Source organism: Pseudomonas sp. KH_017, assembly GCF_057840285.1.
Map to the genome: position 1 here is coordinate 6,138,435 of NZ_CM174509.1, position 22,827 is coordinate 6,161,261.

The window sequence follows — 22,827 nt, forward strand, 5'->3', positions numbered from 1 at the left end:
CCAGACGGCGCTATGTCTAGAATGAAGGCCTTGTATCCTACATCGACTACCCCTGTAGGAGCGAGCTTGCTCGCGATGGTCGTCAACGATAACGCTGGGTACCTGACACCCTGCGGCGTTCTCAGGTTCATCGTCGGAGTGCCGCCCGGAGCAAGCTCGCTCCTACAATCCAACACCCATCAGACAGTGAAGACAATGGAAGACACCGACCTGCAAGCGCTGATGGCCAGACTCGAGCTGCTGATTACCCGAGTCGAGCAACTTAAGAGTCAAAATGGACTCTTACTAGCTCAGGAAAAGACCTGGCGCGAGGAACGCGCACACCTCATTGAAAAAAACGAAATCGCCCGGCGTAAGGTCGAATCGATGATTTCGCGCCTCAAGGCCCTGGAGCAAGACTCATGAGTTCAAGCAATAGCGTCACCGTGCAGATCCTCGACAAAGAATATTCGATCATCTGCCCTCAGGAAGAGCGCAGTAATCTGGTCAGCGCTGCCCGTTATCTGGACGGCAAGATGCGCGAGATCCGCAGCAGCGGCAAAGTCATCGGCGCCGACCGTATCGCCGTGATGGCCGCGCTGAACATCACCCACGACCTGCTGCACAAGGAAGAACGCCCGGATATCCAGGCCAGCGGATCGACCCGCGAACAGGTGCGTGACCTGCTCGATCGCGTCGATCTGGCGCTCGCCACCGATCCGGACGTCACCAAAGGCTGATTCGCGCCGCCGCTTGCGGTATAATCCCCTCACTCCCTGGGGTGCTTGCCAGTTGGCGATGTCCCTGAGCCGATTTGCTATACCCTGGAGGTTGCACGTTGGGCTGGTGTGCATGTCCGCTAGACGGAAAGCCTTAAAGCCTACTGCATCTTCCACCTTGAACTTTCGGGTTCAAGGGCTAAGTCGACAGCGGCACATTCGGGGAGCCTGATTTCAGTCCAATGCCGGTTTTGATACCGGCATTGGCGTTTTTACGGGTACGCTTCACGTATCCGCATTGTTGAAGCCCGAATACATGACCGAACCTGCGCTGCTCCCCCGCCCGCAACTTCGACGCATGCTGCGCAAGGCCCGCCGCGCACTGACTCCCAGTCAGCAGCGCCAGGCCGCTCGCGGGCTGTACAAGCAATTGGCCCAGCAACCGCTGTTCCGCCGCGCCAGACACATCTCGCTCTACCTGCCGACCGACGGTGAGATCGATCCGCACCTGTTGCTGCGCGCCGCGCAACGCCGGGGCAAAGCCACCTATCTGCCGGTGCTGAGCGCCTGGCCGCGAACCAAAATGGTGTTCCAGCGCATCCGTCCCGGGGAAAAACTCAAACCCAACCGCTTCCGCATTCTTGAACCAAGGCACAACCTCGCCCGGCAACGTAAAGTCTGGGCGCTGGATCTGGTGCTTTTACCTTTGGTGGGATTTGACGATGTCGGTGGACGCCTGGGGATGGGCGGTGGCTTCTACGACCGGAGCCTGGCCTACCTGGCGCGACGAAACGACTGGCGCAAGCCGACGCTGCTGGGGCTGGCCCATGAATGTCAGAAGGTGGCGCGATTGGCTCAGGCAAGCTGGGATGTGCCGCTGCAAGGAACGGTGACGGACAAGGCCTGGTATTACGCAGGCTAGGCGCCACTTCGATCAGTGGCGCCGAGGCAACAGGATCAGCGCTTGAAGGCTGTGGACTGTTGCTGCAATTGGGCGAGTTCGACCGGCGCATCGGTCTTGTTGGCCCACAGGCTTTGGGCATAGCCGGTGGTCACGACGCCAAGGCCAAACAAAATGACCAAAATCCATAGTAAATCCGGTTTGCGTTTCATCGATTGCCCCCCAAAGGCACATCAACACGATGACAGCAGCGGTTTCCGTTTGTAGGCCGTGCAGCAGCGTCAAGCTTTAAAGGCCGGCATTTTGCGACAACGTGAACCGCTGCGCAAATGCTGACGCCAACCGACTGTCGGTTTGTCATAAAATCGCCGACAAGCTGCCCAATCACCACGCAAGGAGCAAAAGACATGGCCTACTGGCTGATGAAATCCGAGCCCGACGAACTCTCGATCAAGGGGCTGGAAAAGCTCGGCAAAACGCGCTGGGACGGGGTTCGCAACTATCAGGCACGCAACTTCCTGCGGGCCATGGCAGTGGGTGATGAGTTCTTTTTCTATCATTCCAGCTGCCCTGAGCCGGGCATCGCCGGAATCGGCAAGATTGTCGAAGCCGCGTATCCGGACCCGACGGCGCTGGAGCCGCAGAGCCATTATTTTGACCCGAAGGCCACCCCGGACAAAAACGCCTGGAGTGCGATCGATGTCGCGCATGTCGAGACGTTTGCCCGCGTGCTGAAACTCGATTACCTGAAGCAGCAGACGGCGCTGGCCGAGTTGCCGCTGGTGCAGAAAGGCTCGCGGTTGTCGGTGATGCCTGTGACGGCGGAGCAGTGGGCGGCGGTGATTGCCTTAAAGCCTTGAGTCATTTGTTGCCTGTACCGGCCTCTTCGCGGGCAAGCCCGCTCCCACAAGGTTCTGTGGCGAACATTTGATTGTATTTCAACACAAATCCACTGTGGGAGCGGGCTTGCCCGCGAAGAGGCCGGCCCTGACAGTAGAAGAATTACTGAATGATCAGGTTGTTGAACAACAAATCCTCAACCACCGGTTTTCCGGTTTCATCATTCATGATCTGCTGGGTCTGCTTCAGGGCCTCCTGACGCAGCTTTTCCTTGGCCTCGACGTTGTTCATCGTCTCGGTGGTCTGCTGGGCGAACAGCGCGACCAATTGATTGCGGATCAACGGCTCATTGGCCTTCACCGCTTTGGCGGCCTCGTCACCGGTCACCCGCAACGCCACATCGGCCTTGTAGACCTTCAGTTTCGGCGTGCCGTCCAGCCCGTAGTTACCCACGAACGGCGGGCTCAGGGTGATGTAACTGACCTTCGGAGCTGCATCTTCTTTGGCTTCTTCGGCCACCGCTGCCACAGGCAAAGACAGGGCCAGCATCAACATGATCCACGCTTTCAAAATTCGCTCCTTATCCGGTTTGCGGCCTGGCATAACGACCCGCCGCGCAAGCACAAGCTTATGGCTGACTATCAGGGCCGGGCATGCTCGTTGACCCATCGACCCACACACCTACACTTATCGGCCATCACTCCCAAAGGAATAGCCCTGATGAAAGCCGTGCTGTGCAAAGCCTTCGGCCCTGCCGAATCGCTGGTGCTGGAAGACGTCGCCAGTCCTGTCGCGAAGAAGAACGAAATCCTGCTGGACGTGCACGCCGCCGGGGTGAATTTCCCCGACACGTTGATCATCGAGGGCAAATACCAGTTCAAGCCGCCCTTCCCGTTTTCGCCGGGTGGTGAAGCGGCCGGCGTGGTCAGCGCAGTGGGCGAAAAGGTCAGCCACTTGAAAGTCGGAGACCGAGTCATGGCCCTGACCGGCTGGGGCAGCTTTGCCGAGCAGGTTGCCGTGCCGGGTTACAACGTGTTGCCAATCCCGCCGTCCATGGACTTCAACACTGCCGCCGCCTTCAGCATGACTTACGGCACCTCGATGCATGCCCTCAAGCAGCGCGGCAACCTGCAACCGGGTGAAACCCTGCTGGTCCTCGGTGCGTCCGGCGGTGTCGGCCTGGCGGCGGTGGAAATCGGCAAAGCCATGGGCGCCCGGGTGATCGCCGCGGCCAGCAGCGCAGAGAAACTCGCCGTGGCCAAGGCCGCCGGCGCCAACGAACTGATCAACTACAGCGAAACCAGCCTGAAGGACGAAATCAAGCGCCTGACCGACGGCCAGGGTGCCGACGTGATCTACGACCCGGTGGGCGGCGACCTGTTCGACCAGGCGATCCGCGCCATCGCCTGGAACGGCCGCCTGCTGGTGGTCGGCTTCGCCAGCGGGCGCATTCCCGAACTGCCGGTCAACCTGGCCTTGCTCAAGGGCGCGGCAGTGCTCGGCGTGTTCTGGGGCTCGTTCGCCCAACGCCAGCCGCAAGACAACGCGGCGAACTTCCAGCAGTTGTTTACCTGGTTTGCCGAGGGCAAGTTGAAACCGCTGGTGTCGCAGGTGTATCCGCTGAGTAATGCGGCGCAGGCGATCAATGATCTTGGTCAGCGTAAAGCGGTCGGGAAAGTGGTGGTGCAGGTTCGCTGAGGCCCTTGCGGCAAGAGGAGTGCGACCCTATGGTTGCGCTCCTTTTTTGACATCTATAGCAATACTCGTATCTCCTCCGGCAGAAACCGCACATACCGGTGAAAACCTGCAGATCCACCCCCGAGGAGTCTGCGATTGCCAGCGCCACCCGGGCGAAACCAAGGATCATTCCCAAAGAGCTGCCCTGCTTCAGGTACATCAAGCGCCTGCAAACGAAACCGTTAACCCTTCCTGCAACGCCCCTCACTTACATCTGAGCGACATGTTCATAAAGGAACGCGCGATATCCAACATTTCCGCTGTTTTGCCGATGAGAACCGGTGCTATTTTCGGTAACGAAACTGTAACATTCGTATCCGCAGTCAAAACAAGAAATCTGGAGCTCTTGAATGTTTGCTTTCTTTCGTCCTGCCGCACATCAGGCTCCATTGCCTGAAGAAAAAATAGACAGCACCTACCGACGCCTGCGCTGGCAGATTTTCGCCGGCATCTTCATTGGTTATGCCGGTTACTACCTGCTGCGCAAGAACTTCTCCCTGGCTATGCCGTACCTGATCGACGAGGGCTACTCCCGTGGTCAGTTGGGTCTGGCGATGTCCGCCATCGCGATTGCCTACGGTCTGTCGAAGTTTCTGATGGGCCTGGTGTCCGACCGTTCCAACCCGCGCTTCTTCCTGCCGTTCGGCCTGCTGGTGTCGGCCGGGGTGATGTTCGTTTTCGGTTTCGCGCCTTGGGCGACGTCCAGCGTGACCATGATGTTCATTCTGCTGTTCATCAACGGCTGGGCGCAGGGCATGGGTTGGCCGCCGAGTGGCCGGACCATGGTGCACTGGTGGTCACAGAAGGAACGTGGCGGTGTGGTGTCCGTGTGGAACGTGGCGCACAACGTCGGCGGCGGCCTGATCGGCCCGTTGTTCCTGCTCGGCATGGGTCTGTTCAATGACTGGCACGCCGCGTTCTACGTGCCGGCAGCCGTGGCGCTGGCAGTAGCGGTGTTTGCCTTTGTGGCCATGCGCGACACCCCGCAATCGGTTGGCCTGCCGCCGATCGAGCAATACAAGAACGACTACCCGGAAGGCTACGACGCCAGCCACGAAGAAGAATTCAGCGCCAAGGAAATCTTCGTCAAATACGTGCTGCGCAACAAAATGCTCTGGTACATCGCCCTGGCCAACGTCTTTGTTTATCTGCTGCGCTACGGCGTGCTGGACTGGGCACCGACCTACCTCAAGGAAGCCAAGGGTTTCACTGTGGATAAAACCTCGTGGGCGTACTTCTTCTACGAGTGGGCAGGTATTCCGGGCACGCTGCTGTGCGGCTGGATGTCGGACAAGATCTTCCGTGGCAACCGTGGCCTGACCGGCATGGTGTTCATGGCGCTGGTGACGGTCGCGACGCTGGTTTACTGGCTCAACCCGGCCGGCAATCCGATGGTCGACATGATCGCGCTGCTTTCCATTGGCTTCCTGATCTACGGCCCGGTGATGCTGATCGGCCTGCAGGCGCTGGAACTGGCACCGAAGAAAGCTGCCGGTACGGCGGCGGGCTTTACCGGTCTGTTCGGTTACTTGGGCGGTTCGGTCGCGGCCAGTGCAGCGATGGGCTACACCGTGGACCATTTCGGTTGGGACGGCGGCTTCGTGCTGCTGGTCGGCGCCTGCCTGCTGGCGATGGCCTTCCTGGCCCCGACACTACGGCACAAACAAATCGCCAGTCAGGGCCGCGAAGCACTCGCTTGATCGGCCGTTGATTTACAGCGCTTGAGCCGCGCCTCCAGATTTCGGTCTGGCATGGCGTGGCTGCGCAGGGCGTGCGCGGTCTGCTCGACATAATCGCGAGTGGTGCCGTAGCGCCCGCAGGCGTTTTCGAACACATGGCTCAGCACATGGTCCGGCAAGTTGCCGGCATAGCTGGGCAGATGTCGCTCCAGAACGAATCCCAATGCCTGAACCTGGCTGCCATCTTCGAGACGGCAGTTGAGCCAGTGCGGGCGGTAGGAAGGGAAAGGCATCTCGCGCTGCCAAAGTGCATACAGCGAGGCTTCGAGTTGCTCTTCGGGCAAGCGATAGGCGAAACCGCTGCAAGAACCGCCGCGATCCAGGCCAAACACCAGGCCGGGCATTTCCGGTGTGCCACGATGTTCGTGGGACCACAGGTACAACCCGCGATGATAGCCATGCACCCGGCCGCGAACCCGCTCAACCGCCGTGCATTCAGGGCGCCAGATCAGCGAACCATACGCAAACAACCAGACCGGCCCACCCTTGTGGCGCGCCATGGTCGATTGCATCGAGCTGAGCAGTTGTTCGTGAGTGAGCTGCGGCCCCAGATCGAGCCGCGGAGGATAAGCCAGATTCAAAAAAGCAGATTCAATGGCGCTCATGGCGAATAGCGTTCAGCTCCCCGCGGGTGAAGAATTACTTAATAGAACGCACAGCTGTAACAATAAGGCACATAAGTTTTAAGGCAATTTGAATGCCATGGCACCGGACTTATTTAAATGCCTGAATGACATATAACCTACCGACATTTATAGAAGTTTATAAATGCCGATTGGCTATATATAGAGTTATAAACCTGTAGGAGCGAGCTTGCTCGCGATGCACTCAAGGTCAACGCGTTCCTCCAGACTGCAAGCGTTATCGTTGACCTCCATCGCGAGCAAGCTCGCTCCTACAGGGGGAGCAGCATCAGGATCCAGGCTCAAGAGCGCGGTGCGTAGGCAAACACATCGGCACGCATCTGGTGAGCGTCCATCCCCGCTTCCACCAGCGCATCCAGCGTGCCGTAAACCATGGCCGGAGAGCCACTGGCGTACACATGCAGCGGCTTGAAGTCAGGGAAGTCTTCACAGACCGCTTCATGCAACATCCCGCACCGCCCTTCCCAGCCGCATTGATCGCTGACGACCTTGTGCAGGAACAGGTTGGGCAACTTCAGCCATTCGTCCCAGTGCTCGATTTGATAAAAATCTTCAGGACGACGCACGCCCCAATACAGATGCACCGGGTGCTTGAAACCCGAGGCCCGGCAATGCTCGATCAGACTGTGGATCTGGCCCATGCCGGTACCAGCGGCGATCAGCACGAGAGGACCGTCCGGCAACTCCTCCAGGTGGGTATCGCCAAACGGCAATTCGACCCGCACCATGCTGTTGCGCTGGAGTTGTTCGATCAGGCTCAGCGCACTGGATTCGCGCGCCAGTACGTGGATTTCCAGGTCGCGCCCCGCATGCGGTGCCGAGGCGAGGGAGAAGGCGGACTTTTCGCCGCTCTCGCGCTCGATCATCAGGTACTGGCCGGCGTGGTAGCGCGGCGGCTTCCCGGCAGGAGCCCGCAGACGCACGCGCCAGGTGTCGCCGCCCACCTCCTTGCACTCAATGACCTGACACGACACGCTACGCACCGGCAGTTCTCCCAGCGCGAGCACGCCATCCCACAGCACGATGCAGTCTTCCAGCGGCTCCGCTATGCAAGTGTAGAACTCGCCATGGTCGCGCACATCGCCGGTCTGCTCGACCCGGCCTTCCACCAGCAACGCCGCGCACACGTGGCAATTGCCGTTGCGGCAGCTTTGCGGGCATTCGTAGCCCAGACGTCGTGCGCCATCGAGAATCCGCTCGCCGGGCAATATCTCAAGCACTGCTCCGGAGGGCTGCAAGGTTACACGCATCAATCTATTCCTAACTGATTCCAGATTGCATCGATCCGCTGGGTCACGGCATCGTCCTTGACGATGACCCGGCCCCACTCGCGGGTGGTTTCGCCCGGCCATTTATGTGTGGCATCGAGGCCCATTTTCGAACCCAGGCCGGACACCGGCGAAGCGAAGTCCAGGTAGTCGATCGGCGTGTTGTCGATCATCACCGTGTCGCGCTTGGGGTCCATGCGCGTGGTGATGGCCCAGATCACATCGTTCCAGTCCCGGGCGTTGATATCGTCGTCGGTGACAATAACGAACTTGGTGTACATGAACTGTCGCAAAAACGACCAGACACCCAGCATTACCCGCTTGGCGTGGCCCGGATACGACTTCTTCATGGTCACGATGGCCATGCGGTACGAGCAGCCTTCGGGCGGCAGGTAGAAGTCAGTGATCTCCGGGAACTGCTTCTGCAGGATCGGCACGAACACTTCGTTCAATGCCACGCCGAGGATCGCCGGCTCATCCGGCGGACGGCCGGTGTAGGTGCTGTGGTAGATCGGCTTGATCCGGTGGGTGATGCGCTCGACGGTGAACACCGGGAAGCTATCGACTTCGTTGTAGTAACCGGTGTGGTCGCCGTACGGACCTTCATCGGCCATCTCGCCCGGATGGATCACGCCTTCGAGGATGATTTCGGCGGTGGCCGGCACTTGCAGGTCGTTGCCCCGGCACTTCACCAACTCGGTGCGGTTACCGCGCAGGAGGCCTGCGAAGGCGTATTCGGAAAGGCTGTCGGGCACCGGGGTCACGGCACCAAGGATGGTCGCCGGGTCAGCGCCCAGGGCCACGGAAACCGGGAACGGCTGGCCCGGGTGCTTTTCGCACCACTCGCGGTAATCCAGCGCGCCGCCACGGTGACTCAGCCAGCGCATGATGACCTTGTTGCGGCCAATCACCTGCTGACGATAGATGCCGAGGTTCTGGCGATCCTTGTTCGGGCCTTTGGTGACGGTCAGGCCCCAGGTGATCAGCGGGCCAACATCGCCCGGCCAGCAGGTCTGCACCGGCAGCATGGCCAGGTCGACATCGTCGCCTTCGATGACCACTTCCTGGCACACCGCGTCCTTGACGACTTTCGGCGCCATCGAAATGATCTTGCGGAAGATCGGCAGCTTGGACCAGGCATCCTTCAAGCCTTTGGGCGGCTCGGGTTCCTTGAGGAACGCCAGCAGCTTGCCGATTTCGCGCAGCTCGCTGACCGATTCGGCACCCATGCCCATGGCAACCCGCTCGGGGGTGCCGAACAGGTTGCCGAGCACCGGGATGTCATAGCCTGTCGGCTTTTCGAACAACAGCGCCGGGCCTTTGGCACGCAGCGTGCGATCACACACCTCGGTCATCTCCAGCACTGGAGAGACGGGGATCTGGATGCGTTTCAACTCTCCGCGCTGCTCAAGCTGCTGCACGAAATCCCGAAGATCCTTGAATTTCATTGATGATGGCACCCGAAAAATAGGCGTACATCCTACCTGCTCTGCCCGCCGCTGGCAGCTTATCGCTGCTTATCTGGATGCATTCACCTGCGGTTTCCCCGGGTTTGCCCCGGCTTGCAGACTGACAAACAGCGGTTCGAGGATCGGCGCCACCCACCGCGCACCCACCTCCGAGAGGTGATTGTCATCGGTGTACAACGAGTAGCCGCCACGTTCGGCGCGGCACAGACCGCTCGCGTCACACAGCCTTGGCGCCGGGTCCACCACCTGTACCGCCGGGTCTTGCGCCAGTTGTGCGAACAATTGACTGATGAATGCCTGACGCTTGTAGTGCTCTGCGAGCGCCAGCCCAACATCGTCGACCGGACGGTCCAGCATTGCCAGACGGGTGAGGCGATACGGTGGGCTGAAGGCCTGCAACGGCACCTCTTTTACCAGCCACACCCGATGCCCGCCGGCACGCAATTGCGCGACCCGGGTACGCAAGCCATCGGCCAGACGTTGTTCGGCACTGGCGCGGTCGTAATGCCCGTCAGCGCTTTTCAGAGCGTGACCCAGATCACCTTTACCGTCACCGTAGAGGTACAGGCTCCAGTGCGCGACCAACACCACATCGCTGACAGCTTGCGGCTTCAAGGCCTGCTCAAGGCGCCGATTGAACCGCGCACAACGTGCATCGTGCTCCAGGCCTTCGACAGGCAAACAACCAGCAGAACTGGCGAGCATCACGTTGACGTCATGGGCCTTGGCCCCCTCGTCGAAAACCGGAATCAATGCCGTGGCATGACTATCGCCCCAGACAAGCGCTCGGGGTAGGCGGTTTTGCACGCCATAACGACAGAACAACTTGTCATCCGGCGTCTTGTCATCGGCCAGGCAGGCCATCAGTTCCGGCCGCCATTCGCGAGCCTTGGCGTATTGCAGGGCCTGGTCAGACAGACGCCACGGCAAGCCGTCGGTCCAGCGCAAGGTCTGCCCGGCCAGGCCGAGCACCAGGACACCGCAGGCACCGGCCAGCAAAATCTGCCGGCGCCCGGCGAGCAGGCGACGCTCACGAAACGGGGTCTCGACGAATTTCCAGGACAGATAACCCAGCAACAGCGTCAGCAAAATCAACCCGGTACTGTCGACAGCACTCGGTTCACCGACGCTGGCATAGCTGGAGAATACGAACACCGGCCAGTGCCACAAGTACCAGGAATAAGAAATCAGGCCGAGGCCGACCATTATCCGACTGCTCAAAAACTGACCAATCCAGGTTTCACGATGACCATTGGCCAGAATCAGCAGCACCACGCCAAGCACCGGCAGCAACGCCGCAACGCCCGGGAATGGCGTGGCCTTGTCATAACCGAACACCGCCAACAGGATCAACAGCATGCCGAGCAGGCTCAGCCACTGCGCCGCAATCGGCTTGAGACGCCCCCCATGCCTGGGCGCGACCGCCAGCATCGCACCGGCCAACAGCTCCCACGCACGCATAGGCAACAGGAAGAAGGCTTTTTCCGGATGATGGGCGACGGCCCAGACGCTCAAGCCAAATGACAGCAGCAATACGCCGAACAGTGCCAGTCGCCAATGCTTGAGACGGCTCGACAGCAGTGTCAGCAGCAACGGGAAGACGATGTAAAACTGCTCCTCCACCGCCAGCGACCAGGTGTGCAGCAGGGGTTTGAGATCGGAGGCGACATCGAAATAGCCGTCCTGGCGCATGAACAGGATGTTGGACACGAACATCACCTGGTAACGCACCGATCGCCCAAGCTCTTCGTAATCCTTCGGCGCCAGCAACAACCAGCCGACCGCCAGCACCGCGATGATCATCGCGAACAACGCCGGCAAAATCCGCCGCGCACGCCGGGCCCAGAAATCGACGAAGCTGAATTGCCCGGCCTGACGCTGATTCCAGATGATCGATGTGATCAGGAAACCGGAAATCACGAAAAACACGTCCACGCCGACAAAACCGCCGGTAAACCCCGGAACGCCAAAATGAAACAGCACGACAGCGATCACCGCCACTGCGCGCAAGCCGTCGATATCCCTTCGATAAGCCAGTGAGCCCATAAACATAAAACCAGTCAGATCGTTGTTTTCAGCGCGCTTGAGCATCACCCCCGGAGATGACTGCTAACGCGGCTGGTTGAAGTGCTAACCAACTGACCTTGGCCAATCAAAAACCTCCCATGGCCTGGGCAAAAAATGCGGGCAAAAAAAATGGCGCCCCACCGGGGCGCCATTCTCTTGAACTCAACGGGCGATGTTACTTGCGCTTCATCGACAGGAAGAATTCGTCGTTGGTCTTGGTCGTTTTCAGCTTGTCGACCAGGAACTCGATGGCAGCCACTTCGTCCATCGGGTGCAGCAGCTTGCGCAGAATCCACATGCGCTGCAGCTCGTCGTCGGCGGTCAGCAACTCTTCGCGGCGGGTGCCGGAACGGTTGATGTTGATGGCCGGGAAGACGCGCTTTTCAGCGATACGGCGATCCAGCGGCAGCTCCATGTTGCCGGTGCCTTTGAATTCCTCGTAGATCACTTCGTCCATCTTCGAGCCGGTTTCAACCAGCGCGGTGGCGATGATGGTCAGCGAGCCGCCTTCTTCGATGTTCCGCGCAGCACCGAAGAAACGCTTCGGTTTCTCCAGGGCGTGGGCATCGACACCACCGGTCAGTACCTTGCCGGAGCTCGGGATCACGGTGTTGTAGGCGCGAGCCAGACGGGTGATGGAGTCGAGCAGGATCACCACGTCTTTCTTGTGCTCGACCAGGCGCTTGGCCTTCTCGATCACCATTTCGGCAACCTGCACGTGACGGGTTGGCGGCTCGTCGAACGTCGAGGCAACCACTTCGCCGCGCACGGTGCGCTGCATTTCGGTTACTTCTTCCGGACGTTCGTCGATCAACAGCACGATCAGGTGAACTTCAGGGTTGTTACGCGCGATGTTCGCGGCAATGTTCTGCAGCATGATCGTCTTGCCGGCTTTCGGCGGTGCAACGATCAGACCGCGCTGGCCTTTACCGATCGGGGCGCACAGGTCGATGACACGACCGGTCAAGTCTTCGGTGGAACCGTTACCGGCTTCCATCTTCATGCGCACGGTCGGGAACAGCGGGGTCAGGTTCTCGAAGAGAATCTTGTTTTTCGCGTTTTCCGGACGGTCGTAGTTGATCGTGTCGACCTTGAGCAGCGCGAAATAACGCTCGCCTTCCTTTGGAGGGCGGATCTTGCCAACGATGGTGTCACCGGTGCGCAAGTTGAAACGACGGATCTGGCTCGGCGAGACGTAGATATCGTCTGGGCCGGCGAGATAGGAAGCGTCAGCGGAGCGCAGGAAGCCGAAGCCGTCCTGGAGAATCTCCAGCACGCCATCACCGGAGATTTCCTCACCGCTTTTCGCGTGCTTCTTGAGCAGGGAGAAAATCACGTCCTGCTTGCGCGAACGGGCCATATTTTCTATGCCCATCTGTTCGGCCAATTCGAGCAGTTCGGTAATCGGCTTTTGCTTGAGTTCAGTCAGATTCATATAGGAATGACGTAATCATTTATGGAGGGGGGAAATTAAGCTTTTGGCTTAATGAGGCCGCGCCGCAGAGAAGGCGACAGGATCGCGTACTTATTCGAAAAGGAGTGCGTCGGCGACGGCTAGCAGGGGGCAATGGAGAAACCAGTGCGGGGCCGAATGTACCACCTGAGTTTAGGAGCGTCTAGCCCTGAATACGCAAAAAGCCCCGCTATTTGCGGGGCTTTTTCAGGATACTTTGCAGCGACGCTTAGATGTTGGCGTCGAGGAAGGCAGCCAGTTGCGACTTCGACAGTGCGCCGACCTTGGTCGCTTCAACGTTGCCGTTCTTGAACAGCATCAGGGTCGGGATACCGCGCACGCCGTGCTTGGCCGGGGTTTCCTGGTTTTCGTCGATGTTCAGCTTGGCAACGGTCAGCTTGCCTTTGTAAGTCTCGGCAATTTCGTCCAGAACCGGAGCGATCATTTTGCAAGGGCCGCACCATTCAGCCCAGTAGTCGACCAGTACAGCGCCTTCGGCCTTGAGTACGTCGGCCTCGAAGCTAGCGTCGCTAACGTGTTTGATAAGATCGCTGCTCATGGAATTCTCCAGGTTGTAAGCAAAAAAACGTGGCCCATCATAGCCGCCCTTCCCTCGTTCAGGAAGGTGCAGATGATTGAGTCTCGCTATGGTGATTCATGAGTTTGGGTATAGCTCAGGTCATGAAGCGACGGGAGCGATGAACGCGATTCCGGTACGCAACGCGGCATTGCGTACGTGCTCTTGCATGGCCTTTTGCGCGGCGCCAGACGCCCGGCGGGCCAGCGCACGAAGGATTTTGCGGTGTTCCTGCCAGGTTTCCATGGCCCGCTCGACCCGGATGAACGGTAGCTTCTGGCTTTCCAGGAAGATGTCGGCGCTGGCGGTCAGGATGCTCAGCATCGCCTGATTGCCGCTGGCCAGCAGGATGCGGCGGTGGAATTCGAAATCCAGGCGGGCAGCGGCTTCGAAGTCGCCGGACTTCAGCTCGTTGCGCATGGCGGCGACATTGTCTTCCAGTGCATCGAGTTCGTCGGTGCTCAAGGTTACGGCCGCCAACCCCGCCGCAAAACCTTCCAGCGCATAGCGCAACTGAAAGATGTCCAGCGGCGAAGCCTGCGCCGCGAACGGCCAGCCCGGCGCCGCATCGCCTCGCGGCAACTCCACCGGCGATTGCACGAACACGCCTTTGCCCGGCTGGATGCTGATGACGCCCAGCGCACTCAGCGATGACAACGCCTCGCGCAACGACGCCCGACTGACCCCCAATTGCACCGCCAGGTCCCGTTGCGAGGGCAAGGCATCCCCCGGCCCGAAGCCCTGTTCGGTAATCAGTTTGCGGATGGCTTGCAGCGCCACTTCAGGTACGGCGCGGGAGATCGAGTTCATGGTTTTCCAGACGAACCAGGCCAATGTGCGCACAGTTGTAAAGCTATTCGCGACGCCCGGCAAGTCGTGCCCCATGGGGGTTCGGTGATTTTCACGGCTGCGCCATCGGGGTGCGAAACGCAACCTGACTGTTCAGACCAGTAAGACCGTGCGACGCCAGCAAAACCGCGCTCTGGCGCCCCCAAAACCCTATGTTGGCATGGCCCATGCTCTGTCGATCCGCAGAAATCACTTCTTGCCGATTCGGAGATTTGCCATGACCCAGCGTTACAGCGCCCTCCTCGCAGCCTTGTTTGCCAGCCTGATGCTGAGCCAGGCACCCGCCCACGCCGACGGTCTGGAGGATGTGGTCAAGCGCGGCGTCCTCAAGGTCGCCGTGCCCCAGGACTTCCCGCCGTTCGGCTCGGTCGGCCCGGACATGAAACCCCGCGGCCTCGATATCGACACCGCGAAACTGCTGGCCGACCAGCTCAAGGTCAAACTCGAACTGACCCCGGTCAACAGCACCAACCGCATCCCCTTCCTCACCACCGGCAAGGTCGACCTGGTGATCTCCAGCCTCGGCAAGAACCCGGAGCGCGAAAAAGTCATCGACTTCTCCCGCGCCTACGCGCCGTTCTACCTCGCCGTGTTCGGTCCGCCAGACGCCGACATCAAAGGCCTGGACGATCTCAAGGGCAAGACCATCAGCGTCACCCGTGGCGCCATCGAAGACATCGAGCTGACCAAGGTCGCCCCCGAAGGCGTGACCATCAAGCGTTTCGAAGACAACAACTCGACCATTGCCGCGTACCTGGCCGGGCAAGTCGACCTGATCGCCAGCGGCAACGTGGTGATGGTCGCGATCAGCGAGAAGAGCCCGAAACGCGTGCCGGCGCTGAAAGTGAAGCTCAAGGATTCGCCGGTCTACGTCGGCGTCAACAAGAACGAGCCGGCGCTGCTGGACAAGGTCAACCAGATCCTCGTGACCGCCAAGAGTGACGGCGCACTGGAAAAGAACGCCCTGACCTGGCTGAAAGAACCGTTGCCGGCCGATCTCTGATTCGGCGCGCTGGAGACGTTTTATGGCTTATCAATTCGATTTCCTGCCGGTGGTGAACAACACCGACCTGTTGTTGCGCGGTGCGTTGTTCACCCTTGAGCTGACCGCCATCGGTGCTGTGCTCGGCGTGGGGCTGGGCATCGTCGGGGCGCTGGTGCGGGCGTGGAACATCCGGCCTTTCGCGGGGATTTTCGCGGTCTACGTCGAGTTGATCCGCAACACGCCATTCCTGGTGCAGTTGTTTTTCATCTTCTTCGGCTTGCCGTCCCTGGGCGTGCAGATTTCCGAATGGCAGGCGGCGGTGCTGGCGATGGTCATCAACCTCGGCGCCTATTCCACCGAGATCATCCGCGCCGGCATCCAGGCGATCCCCCGGGGTCAGCTGGAGGCTGCGGCGGCACTGGCGATGACGCGCTTCGAAGCGTTCCGTCATGTGGTGCTGCTGCCGGCATTGGGCAAAGTCTGGCCGGCCCTGAGCAGCCAGATCATCATCGTCATGCTCGGTTCGGCAGTCTGCTCGCAGATCGCCACCGAAGAGCTGAGCTTCGCTGCCAACTTCATTCAATCGCGCAACTTCCGCGCTTTTGAAACCTACGCCCTGACCACACTGCTGTACCTGTGCATGGCGCTGCTGATCCGCCAGTTGCTGAACTGGATCGGCCACCGCTTCATTGCAAGGAGCAGCCGATGAGCGACTTCACCTTCTGGGACATCGTGCGCAACCTGCTCACGGGCCTGCAATGGACGCTGGCGCTGTCGCTGGTGGCGTTCATTGGCGGCGGGCTGATCGGCTTGCTGATCATGGTCATGCGCATCTCGAAAAAACCCCTGCCGCGCAGTTTCGCCCGCACCTACATCGAACTGTTCCAGGGCACACCGCTATTGATGCAGCTGTTCCTGGTGTTTTTCGGCGTGGCGTTGGCCGGGATAGAGATTTCGCCGTGGATGGCGGCGGCGATTGCACTGACGTTGTTCACCAGCGCTTATCTGGCGGAGATCTGGCGCGGTTGCGTCGATTCGATTCCCAATGGTCAGTGGGAGGCCTCATCGAGCCTGGCGCTGAACCCGCTGGAGCAACTGCGCTACGTGATCCTGCCGCAGGCCCTGCGCATTGCCGTGGCGCCGACGGTGGGGTTTTCGGTGCAAGTGGTCAAAGGCACCGCCGTCACCTCGATCATCGGCTTCACCGAACTGACCAAGACCGGCGGCATGCTCGCCAACGCCACCTTCGAACCCTTCATGGTCTACGGCCTCGTCGCCCTCGGCTACTTCCTGCTGTGCTACCCCTTGTCGCTCAGTGCGCGCTACCTGGAAAGGAGACTGCATGCCTCTGCTTAGAATTTCCGCCCTGCATAAATACTACGGCGATCACCATGTGCTCAAAGGCATCGACCTGAGCATCGAGGAAGGCCAGGTGGTGGCGATCATCGGTCGCAGCGGCTCGGGCAAGTCCACCCTGCTGCGCACCCTCAACGGCCTGGAGTCGATCAACGACGGCGTGATCGAAGTCGACGGCGAGTACCTCGACGCCGCCCGCGCCGATCTGCGCAGCCTGCGGCAGAAAGTCGGCATGGTGTTCCAACAGTTCAATCTGTTCCCGCACCTGACCGTCGGCGAGAACGTCATGCTCGCGCCGCAAGTGGTGCAGAAAGTACCGAAAGCCAAGGCCACCGAACTGGCGCGGCAGATGCTGGAAAGAGTCGGGCTGGGGGAAAAGTTCGATGCCTTCCCTGATCGGCTGTCCGGCGGGCAGCAACAGCGGGTGGCGATTGCCCGGGCACTGGCGATGTCGCCGAAGGTTTTGCTGTGCGACGAAATCACCTCGGCCCTGGACCCGGAACTGGTCAATGAAGTGCTGAGCGTGGTCCGGCAACTGGCCAAGGAGGGCATGACGCTGATCATGGTCACCCACGAAATGCGCTTCGCCCGGGAGGTTGGGGATAAGTTGGTGTTCATGCACCAGGGCAAGGTGCATGAGGTTGGGGATCCGAAAGCACTGTTCGCCAACCCGCAGACGGCGGAGCTGGCGAATTTCATCGGGACGGTTGAGGCGGCGGGCTGAAGATCTTCGGTGCTATTGACGCCGCCTTCGCGGGCAAGTCGGACCGCCGCACCGCCGCTCCCACAGGGTTCTCTGTTGGAATACGATTGCGTATTCGCTGCAAAAACCTGTGGGAGCGGGCTTGCCCGCGAAGAGGCCAGTGGCCGCACCACTAGAGCCCCGTGGTAAAAGATCGCAGCCTTCGACAGCTCCTACGCGTTGGCGGCAGCCTTTGATCGTGGCACGATGTCGAGGTTATCGACCGAGACCCCTGACCATGCCGCAATCCCAAGCCAAGAATCTGTCCCTGATCGCCGCAATCGACCTGGGCTCCAACAGCTTTCACATGGTCGTGGCCAAGTCCCAGAACGACGAGATCCGAATTCTCGAGCGTCTCGGGGAGAAGGTTCAGCTGGCCGCTGGCATCGACGAAGAACGCCATCTCAACGAAGAATCGATGCAGCGCGGGCTCGACTGCCTCAAGCGCTTCGCCCAACTGATCAGCGGTATGCCCACCGGCGCCGTTCGCATCGTCGGCACCAACGCCTTGCGTGAAGCCCGCAACCGTGCCGAATTCATCCGTCGCGCCGAAGAAATTCTCGGCCACCCGGTGGAAGTCATTTCCGGCCGTGAAGAAGCGCGCCTGATCTACCTTGGCGTGTCCCACACCCTCGCCGATACCCCGGGCAAGCGCCTGGTGGCCGACATCGGCGGCGGCAGTACCGAATTCATCATTGGCCAGCGCTTCGAACCGCTGCTGCGCGAAAGCCTGCAGATGGGTTGCGTCAGCTACACCCAGCGCTATTTCAAGGACGGCAAGATCACCCCGGCCCGTTACGCCCAGGCATACACCGCGGCGCGGCTGGAGATCATGAGCATCGAGCACGCTCTGCACCGCCTGACCTGGGATGAAGCCATCGGCTCCTCGGGCACCATCCGCGCCATCGGCCTGGCGCTGAAGGCTGGCGGCCATGGTACCGGCGAGGTCAATGCCGAAGGCCTGGCCTGGCTCAAGCGCAAACTGATCAAGATGGGCGACGTCGAAAAAATCGATTTCGAAGGTATCAAGCCGGATCGCCGGGCGATCTTCCCGGCGGGCCTGGCGATCCTCGAAGCGATCTTCGACGCCCTCGAACTGCAACGCATGGATCACTGCGAAGGCGCCCTGCGCGAAGGCGTGCTCTATGACCTGCTGGGCCGCCATCATCACGAAGACGTACGCGAGCGCACCCTCACTTCGCTGATGGAGCGCTACCACGTCGACCAGGAACAGGCGATACGGGTCGAGCGCAAGGCGCTGCATGCGTTCGACCAGGTGGCGGAGGATTGGGATCTGGAAGACGGCGTCTGGCGCGAACTGCTCGGCTGGGCGGCCAAGGTCCATGAAGTGGGTCTGGACATCGCTCACTACCAGTACCACAAGCACGGTGCCTACCTGATCGAGCATTCGGACCTCGCCGGGTTCTCCCGCGAAGACCAGTTGATGCTCGCGCTGCTGGTACGCGGCCACCGACGCAACATTCCCAAGGACAGGTTCGCCGATTTCGGCGACGACGGCATCAAGCTGATTCGCCTGTGCGCGCTGCTGCGCTTTGCGATCCTGTTCCACCACATCCGTGGCACCCAGCAAATGCCCCAGGTGGAATTGAACGCCAATGGCAACCACCTGGAAGTGGTGTTCCCGGAAAACTGGCTGGACGAAAACCAGCTGACTCAGGCCGACTTCGAAATTGAAGCGCAATGGCTGACCCGGGTCGACATCGTGTTGACCGCTCGCTAGAGCCCCTGTAGGAGCGAGCTTGCTCGCGAAAAACCTGAGGGCAACGCGTTTATCCAGGCAGTACACATAATCGTTCACGTCCATCGTCGGATCGCCGCCCGGAGCAAGCTCGCTCCTACAGTGGGCAGTGCAGAATGAAAAAGGGCGATCCACATGGATCGCCCTTTTTTCACCCGCTGACTCCCGTTACCGCACAGCCAGGATCGGGCTGCCCAAGCGCTCCAGCAATGTCGCCTGGGCGCTGCGCGGGTTCTGGTTGCCGGTCGGCGTGTTACGGATGTAACGACCGTCCGACTGCAAGCTCCAACTGTGGGTGTTATCGGTCAGATACAACTCCAGCTCTTTCTTGACCCGCATGATCAGTTTCTTGCCTTCCACCGGGAAGCAAGTCTCGACGCGCTTGTCGAGGTTGCGTTCCATCCAGTCGGCACTGGACAGATACATCTGCTCATCGCCACCGTTGAGGAAGTAGAAGACCCGGGTGTGTTCCAGGAAGCGGCCAATGATCGAACGCACGTGGATGTTGTGTGAAACCCCGGCAATGCCCGGCCGCAGGCAGCACATGCCACGCACCACCAGATCGATACGCACACCTGACTGGCTGGCCTTGTACAACGCGCGGATGATCTTCGGATCGGTCAGCGAGTTGAACTTGGCGATGATGTGCGCCGGTTTGCCGTCGAGGGCGAACTGGGTCTCCCGGGCAATCATGTCGAGCATGCCCTTTTTCAGAGTGAACGGCGCGTGCAGCAGCTTCTTCATGCGCAGCGTTTTACCCATGCCGATCAACTGGCTGAACAGTTTGCCGACGTCTTCGCACAAGGCGTCGTCGGAGGTCAGCAGGCTGTAGTCGGTATACAGGCGGGCGTTGCCGGCGTGGTAGTTACCGGTGCCGAGGTGCGCGTAACGCACGATCTCTCCGGCCTCGCGACGCAGGATCAGCATCATCTTGGCGTGGGTCTTGAAGCCGACCACACCGTAGATCACCACCGCACCGGCCGCTTGCAGACGGCTGGCCAGTTGCAGGTTGGATTCCTCGTCGAACCGCGCGCGCAATTCGATCACCGCCGTGACCTCCTTGCCGTTACGCGCCGCATCCACCAACGCATCGACGATTTCCGAGTTGGCGCCGGAACGGTACAGGGTCTGGCGCACCGCCAACACGTGCGGGTCCTTGGCGGCCTGGCGCAGCAGGTCGACCACCGGGGTGAACGACTCGAACGGGTGCAGCAGCAGGATGTCCTGCTTGCTGATCACGCTGAAAATGTTCTCGCTGTTCTGCAGCAGTTTCGGGATCTGCGGGGTGAACGGCAGGTATTGCAGCTCGCGCTGGCTGTCCAGGCCGGTGATGCTGAACAGCCGCGTCAGGTTCACCGGACCGTTGACCTGATACAACTCCGTCTCGCTCAGGTTGAATTGCTTGAGCAGATAGTCGGACAGGTGTTTCGGGCACGTGTCGGCCACTTCCAGACGCACTGCATCGCCATAGCGACGGGAGAACAGTTCGCCGCGCAAGGCGCGGGCCAGGTCTTCGACGTCTTCGGAGTCCAGCGCCAAGTCGGCGTTCCGGGTCAGGCGGAACTGGTAGCAGCCCTTGACCTTCATGCCCTGGAACAGGTCATCGGCGTGAGCGTGAATCATCGACGACAGGAATACATAGTTGTCGCCAGCGCCGCCGACTTCTTCCGGCACCTTGATGATCCGCGGCAGCAGGCGTGGCGCCGGGATGATCGCCAGACCGGAATCGCGGCCAAAGGCGTCGATGCCTTCGAGCTCGACGATGAAGTTCAGGCTCTTGTTCACCAGCAACGGGAACGGGTGCGTCGGGTCGAGGCCGATCGGAGTGATGATCGGTGCGATCTCGTCACGGAAATAGCGGCGGACCCAGGTCTTGAGCTTGGTCGTCCAGTTACGGCGACGGATGAAGCGGACCTGATGTTTTTCCAGCTCCGGCAACAGAATGTCGTTGAGGATCGCGTACTGGCGATCGACGTGACCGTGGACCAGTTCGCTGATGCGCGCCAGCGCCTGATGCGGTTGCAGACCATCGGCGCCGGCCTGTTCACGGGCGAAGGTGATCTGCTTCTTGAGGCCGGCGACGCGAATCTCGAAGAACTCGTCCAGGTTGCTGGAGAAGATCAACAGAAACTTCAGCCGCTCCAGCAATGGGTAGGACTCGTCCAGCGCCTGCTCCAGCACGCGGATGTTGAACTGCAGTTGCGAGAGCTCGCGGTGGATGTACAGGCTGCTGTCATCCAGGCCGGGAATGGCCAGCGCTGGCGCTGGCGCTGTCGCGGCGGTTTCGACGACCGCCGCGGGCGGAGCTGGCTCCAGCTCCGGCGGGGTCTCGTCGACTTGCTCCACCACAGGTTGAGCGTCTTTTACGGCAACTTCAGTGAGTACTTCGGTATTCATCGAATGTTCCTGGGAGGGCTATTTTTGCTCTCGTAACAATTGAGCGGCACGAACGGCAAAGTACGTCAGGATGCCATCAGCCCCTGCACGTTTGAAAGCAGTCAAGGACTCGAGGATAACCCCTTCGCTCAACCAGCCATTCTGGATCGCCGCCATGTGCATGGCGTATTCGCCGCTGACTTGATAAACAAACGTCGGCACTTTGAATTCTTCTTTTACCCGGCACAGGATGTCCAGGTACGGCATGCCTGGCTTGACCATGACCATGTCTGCACCTTCTGACAAGTCCGCCGCCACTTCGTGCAGGGCTTCGTTGCTGTTGGCCGGGTCCATCTGATAGGAGGCCTTGTTGGCCTTGCCCAGGTTCAGCGCCGAACCGACCGCATCGCGGAACGGGCCGTAATAGGCGCTGGCGTACTTCGCCGAGTAGGCCATGATCCGCACGTTGACGTGACCGGCCACTTCGAGGGCTTCGCGAATCGCCTGGATGCGACCGTCCATCATGTCCGATGGCGCCACGACCTGAGCGCCGGCTTCGGCGTGGGACAGGGCTTGCCTGACCAGTGCGTCGACGGTGATGTCGTTCTGCACGTAGCCTTCTTCATCAAGAATGCCGTCCTGGCCGTGGGTGGTGAACGGGTCCAGGGCGACGTCGGTGATCACGCCCAGCTCAGGGAATCGCGCACGCAGCGCACGGGTCGCGCGTTGGGCGATGCCTTCGGGGTTCCACGCTTCGGCTGCGTCCAGCGACTTGAGTTCCGAGGGTGTCACCGGGAACAGCGCCAGCGCCGGAATCCCCAGTTCGACCCACTTGGCCGCCTCTTCCAGCAACAGGTCGATGGTCAGGCGTTCAACGCCCGGCATCGAAGCCACCGCTTCGCGACGGTTTTCACCGTCCAGCACGAACACCGGCAGGATCAGGTCATCGACGCTCAGGACGTTTTCCCGCACCAGACGACGCGAGAAGTCGTCACGACGATTGCGGCGCAGGCGGGTTGCGGGGAACAAGCGATTGGCGGGGGTAAAGCTCACGGCAGACTCCTGAGCCCGCGCTTACGGGCGAGCATGACAGTTATAAGCGGCCATTATGACGAACGTATTACAGTTGTGTGCATCCCTGTGACTAGGGGGCGTTCTCAATTAGTTTCCCCACCGCGTTGTCGCCTTAAAGCGGGCCAGGCAAGGCGCAGGCCGCTGGGAATGGTTGTTCCCTTTCCAAGGCCTGCAACGCAGCCTGGCCCGCTTTAAGGCACAACCCGAAGGGCCGGGCCTGCTGTTGTGCAGGGCTGCGTTGCTCGAAGCTGATTTGGAATGACCAAACTACGCTTCTCGCGCCTTGCCCTGCA

The 22,827-nt window shown here is 60.3% G+C and carries 22 protein-coding genes and 1 other RNA gene; 12 read left to right on the forward strand and 11 right to left on the reverse strand.

Annotated features, from left to right (window positions below; translation table 11 throughout):
• The first annotated feature begins 195 nt into the window (after nt 1–195).
• The 4 genes from AC3IT6_RS28015 to AC3IT6_RS28030 all read left to right on the forward strand — a co-directional run bounded on the left by AC3IT6_RS28015 (nt 196) and on the right by AC3IT6_RS28030 (nt 1,620).
• Nucleotides 196–405, forward strand: coding sequence for a TIGR02449 family protein (locus tag AC3IT6_RS28015; RefSeq protein WP_007982902.1), 210 nt, complete (start codon nt 196–198; stop codon nt 403–405).
• Nucleotides 402–719, forward strand: a complete 318-nt coding sequence (locus AC3IT6_RS28020) for a cell division protein ZapA (RefSeq protein WP_007982900.1) — start codon at nt 402–404, stop codon at nt 717–719. The genes AC3IT6_RS28015 and AC3IT6_RS28020 overlap by 4 nt, the downstream gene beginning before the upstream one ends.
• A gap of 30 nt (nt 720–749) precedes the next feature.
• Nucleotides 750–928, forward strand: a non-coding RNA gene (ssrS, locus tag AC3IT6_RS28025) — 6S RNA.
• An 86-nt stretch (nt 929–1,014) separates the two neighbouring features.
• Complete coding sequence (locus tag AC3IT6_RS28030; protein ID WP_150724958.1) at nt 1,015–1,620, forward strand: 5-formyltetrahydrofolate cyclo-ligase; 606 nt, start codon at nt 1,015–1,017, stop codon at nt 1,618–1,620.
• Between the two features lie 35 nt (nt 1,621–1,655).
• On the opposite strand, the gene AC3IT6_RS28035 is transcribed toward AC3IT6_RS28030, so the two are convergent.
• Nucleotides 1,656–1,811 carry a hypothetical protein gene (locus tag AC3IT6_RS28035; RefSeq protein WP_007982896.1) on the reverse strand — a complete coding sequence of 52 codons (156 nt, stop codon included), beginning with the start codon at nt 1,809–1,811 and terminating at the stop codon, nt 1,656–1,658.
• 195 nt (nt 1,812–2,006) lie between these two features.
• On the opposite strand from AC3IT6_RS28035, the gene AC3IT6_RS28040 reads away from it, so the two are divergent.
• Entirely contained in the window at nt 2,007–2,459 is a 453-nt protein-coding gene (locus AC3IT6_RS28040) for an EVE domain-containing protein (protein ID WP_223443903.1), read from the forward strand.
• A 142-nt stretch (nt 2,460–2,601) separates the two neighbouring features.
• Here AC3IT6_RS28040 and AC3IT6_RS28045 read toward each other — a convergent pair whose 3' ends face one another.
• Entirely contained in the window at nt 2,602–3,009 is a 408-nt protein-coding gene (locus AC3IT6_RS28045) for a flagellar basal body-associated protein FliL (RefSeq protein WP_489353783.1), read from the reverse strand.
• Nucleotides 3,010–3,159: 150 nt separating this feature from the next.
• Between AC3IT6_RS28045 and AC3IT6_RS28050 the strand changes: the two genes are divergently transcribed.
• The gene (locus tag AC3IT6_RS28050; protein ID WP_489353784.1) at nt 3,160–4,137 is read left to right on the forward strand and encodes an NADPH:quinone oxidoreductase family protein; all 978 of its coding nucleotides are present in this window, start codon (nt 3,160–3,162) and stop codon (nt 4,135–4,137) included.
• A gap of 389 nt (nt 4,138–4,526) precedes the next feature.
• A complete protein-coding gene (glpT, locus tag AC3IT6_RS28055; protein ID WP_489353785.1) occupies nt 4,527–5,876 on the forward strand; it encodes a glycerol-3-phosphate transporter in 1,350 nt (449 codons plus the stop codon).
• Here glpT and AC3IT6_RS28060 read toward each other — a convergent pair.
• The 7 genes from AC3IT6_RS28060 to AC3IT6_RS28090 all read right to left on the reverse strand — a co-directional run bounded on the left by AC3IT6_RS28060 (nt 5,852) and on the right by AC3IT6_RS28090 (nt 14,203).
• Nucleotides 5,852–6,520, reverse strand: a complete 669-nt coding sequence (locus tag AC3IT6_RS28060; RefSeq protein WP_223443898.1) for a gamma-glutamylcyclotransferase — start codon at nt 6,518–6,520, stop codon at nt 5,852–5,854. The genes glpT and AC3IT6_RS28060 overlap by 25 nt on opposite strands.
• A gap of 320 nt (nt 6,521–6,840) precedes the next feature.
• Entirely contained in the window at nt 6,841–7,809 is a 969-nt protein-coding gene (locus AC3IT6_RS28065) for a CDP-6-deoxy-delta-3,4-glucoseen reductase (protein ID WP_489353786.1), read from the reverse strand.
• Nucleotides 7,809–9,275, reverse strand: a complete 1,467-nt coding sequence (ubiD, locus tag AC3IT6_RS28070) for a 4-hydroxy-3-polyprenylbenzoate decarboxylase (protein ID WP_008048693.1) — start codon at nt 9,273–9,275, stop codon at nt 7,809–7,811. Before ubiD ends, AC3IT6_RS28065 begins: the two co-directional genes overlap by 1 nt.
• A gap of 69 nt (nt 9,276–9,344) precedes the next feature.
• The gene (locus AC3IT6_RS28075) at nt 9,345–11,342 is read right to left on the reverse strand and encodes an acyltransferase family protein (protein WP_489353787.1); all 1,998 of its coding nucleotides are present in this window, start codon (nt 11,340–11,342) and stop codon (nt 9,345–9,347) included.
• Between the two features lie 196 nt (nt 11,343–11,538).
• The gene (rho, locus tag AC3IT6_RS28080; RefSeq protein WP_046039047.1) at nt 11,539–12,798 is read right to left on the reverse strand and encodes a transcription termination factor Rho; all 1,260 of its coding nucleotides are present in this window, start codon (nt 12,796–12,798) and stop codon (nt 11,539–11,541) included.
• A 247-nt stretch (nt 12,799–13,045) separates the two neighbouring features.
• A complete protein-coding gene (trxA, locus tag AC3IT6_RS28085; RefSeq protein WP_003206727.1) occupies nt 13,046–13,375 on the reverse strand; it encodes a thioredoxin TrxA in 330 nt (109 codons plus the stop codon).
• A 120-nt stretch (nt 13,376–13,495) separates the two neighbouring features.
• Entirely contained in the window at nt 13,496–14,203 is a 708-nt protein-coding gene (locus AC3IT6_RS28090) for a FadR/GntR family transcriptional regulator (protein ID WP_056726675.1), read from the reverse strand.
• Nucleotides 14,204–14,459: 256 nt separating this feature from the next.
• Here AC3IT6_RS28090 and AC3IT6_RS28095 point away from each other — a divergent pair, with 256 nt between their 5' ends.
• From AC3IT6_RS28095 to ppx, 5 genes are all read left to right on the forward strand, one after another.
• Nucleotides 14,460–15,245 carry a transporter substrate-binding domain-containing protein gene (locus AC3IT6_RS28095; RefSeq protein ID WP_008048680.1) on the forward strand — a complete coding sequence of 262 codons (786 nt, stop codon included), beginning with the start codon at nt 14,460–14,462 and terminating at the stop codon, nt 15,243–15,245.
• A gap of 22 nt (nt 15,246–15,267) precedes the next feature.
• A complete protein-coding gene (locus AC3IT6_RS28100) occupies nt 15,268–15,936 on the forward strand; it encodes an amino acid ABC transporter permease (protein ID WP_046039042.1) in 669 nt (222 codons plus the stop codon).
• A complete protein-coding gene (locus AC3IT6_RS28105; RefSeq protein ID WP_489353788.1) occupies nt 15,933–16,583 on the forward strand; it encodes an amino acid ABC transporter permease in 651 nt (216 codons plus the stop codon). Before AC3IT6_RS28100 ends, AC3IT6_RS28105 begins: the two co-directional genes overlap by 4 nt.
• Nucleotides 16,570–17,307, forward strand: a complete 738-nt coding sequence (locus tag AC3IT6_RS28110) for an amino acid ABC transporter ATP-binding protein (protein WP_489353789.1) — start codon at nt 16,570–16,572, stop codon at nt 17,305–17,307. The genes AC3IT6_RS28105 and AC3IT6_RS28110 overlap by 14 nt, the downstream gene beginning before the upstream one ends.
• 256 nt (nt 17,308–17,563) lie before the next feature.
• On the forward strand, nt 17,564–19,066 hold the full coding sequence (gene ppx, locus AC3IT6_RS28115) for an exopolyphosphatase (protein WP_489353790.1): 1,503 nt from the start codon (nt 17,564–17,566) through the stop codon (nt 19,064–19,066).
• Between the two features lie 186 nt (nt 19,067–19,252).
• Here the strand turns inward: ppx and ppk1 are convergent, their stop codons facing one another.
• Entirely contained in the window at nt 19,253–21,481 is a 2,229-nt protein-coding gene (gene ppk1, locus AC3IT6_RS28120) for a polyphosphate kinase 1 (RefSeq protein ID WP_223443885.1), read from the reverse strand.
• Between the two features lie 18 nt (nt 21,482–21,499).
• Entirely contained in the window at nt 21,500–22,513 is a 1,014-nt protein-coding gene (gene hemB / locus AC3IT6_RS28125) for a porphobilinogen synthase (protein WP_489353791.1), read from the reverse strand.
• Nucleotides 22,514–22,827: the final 314 nt, after the last annotated feature.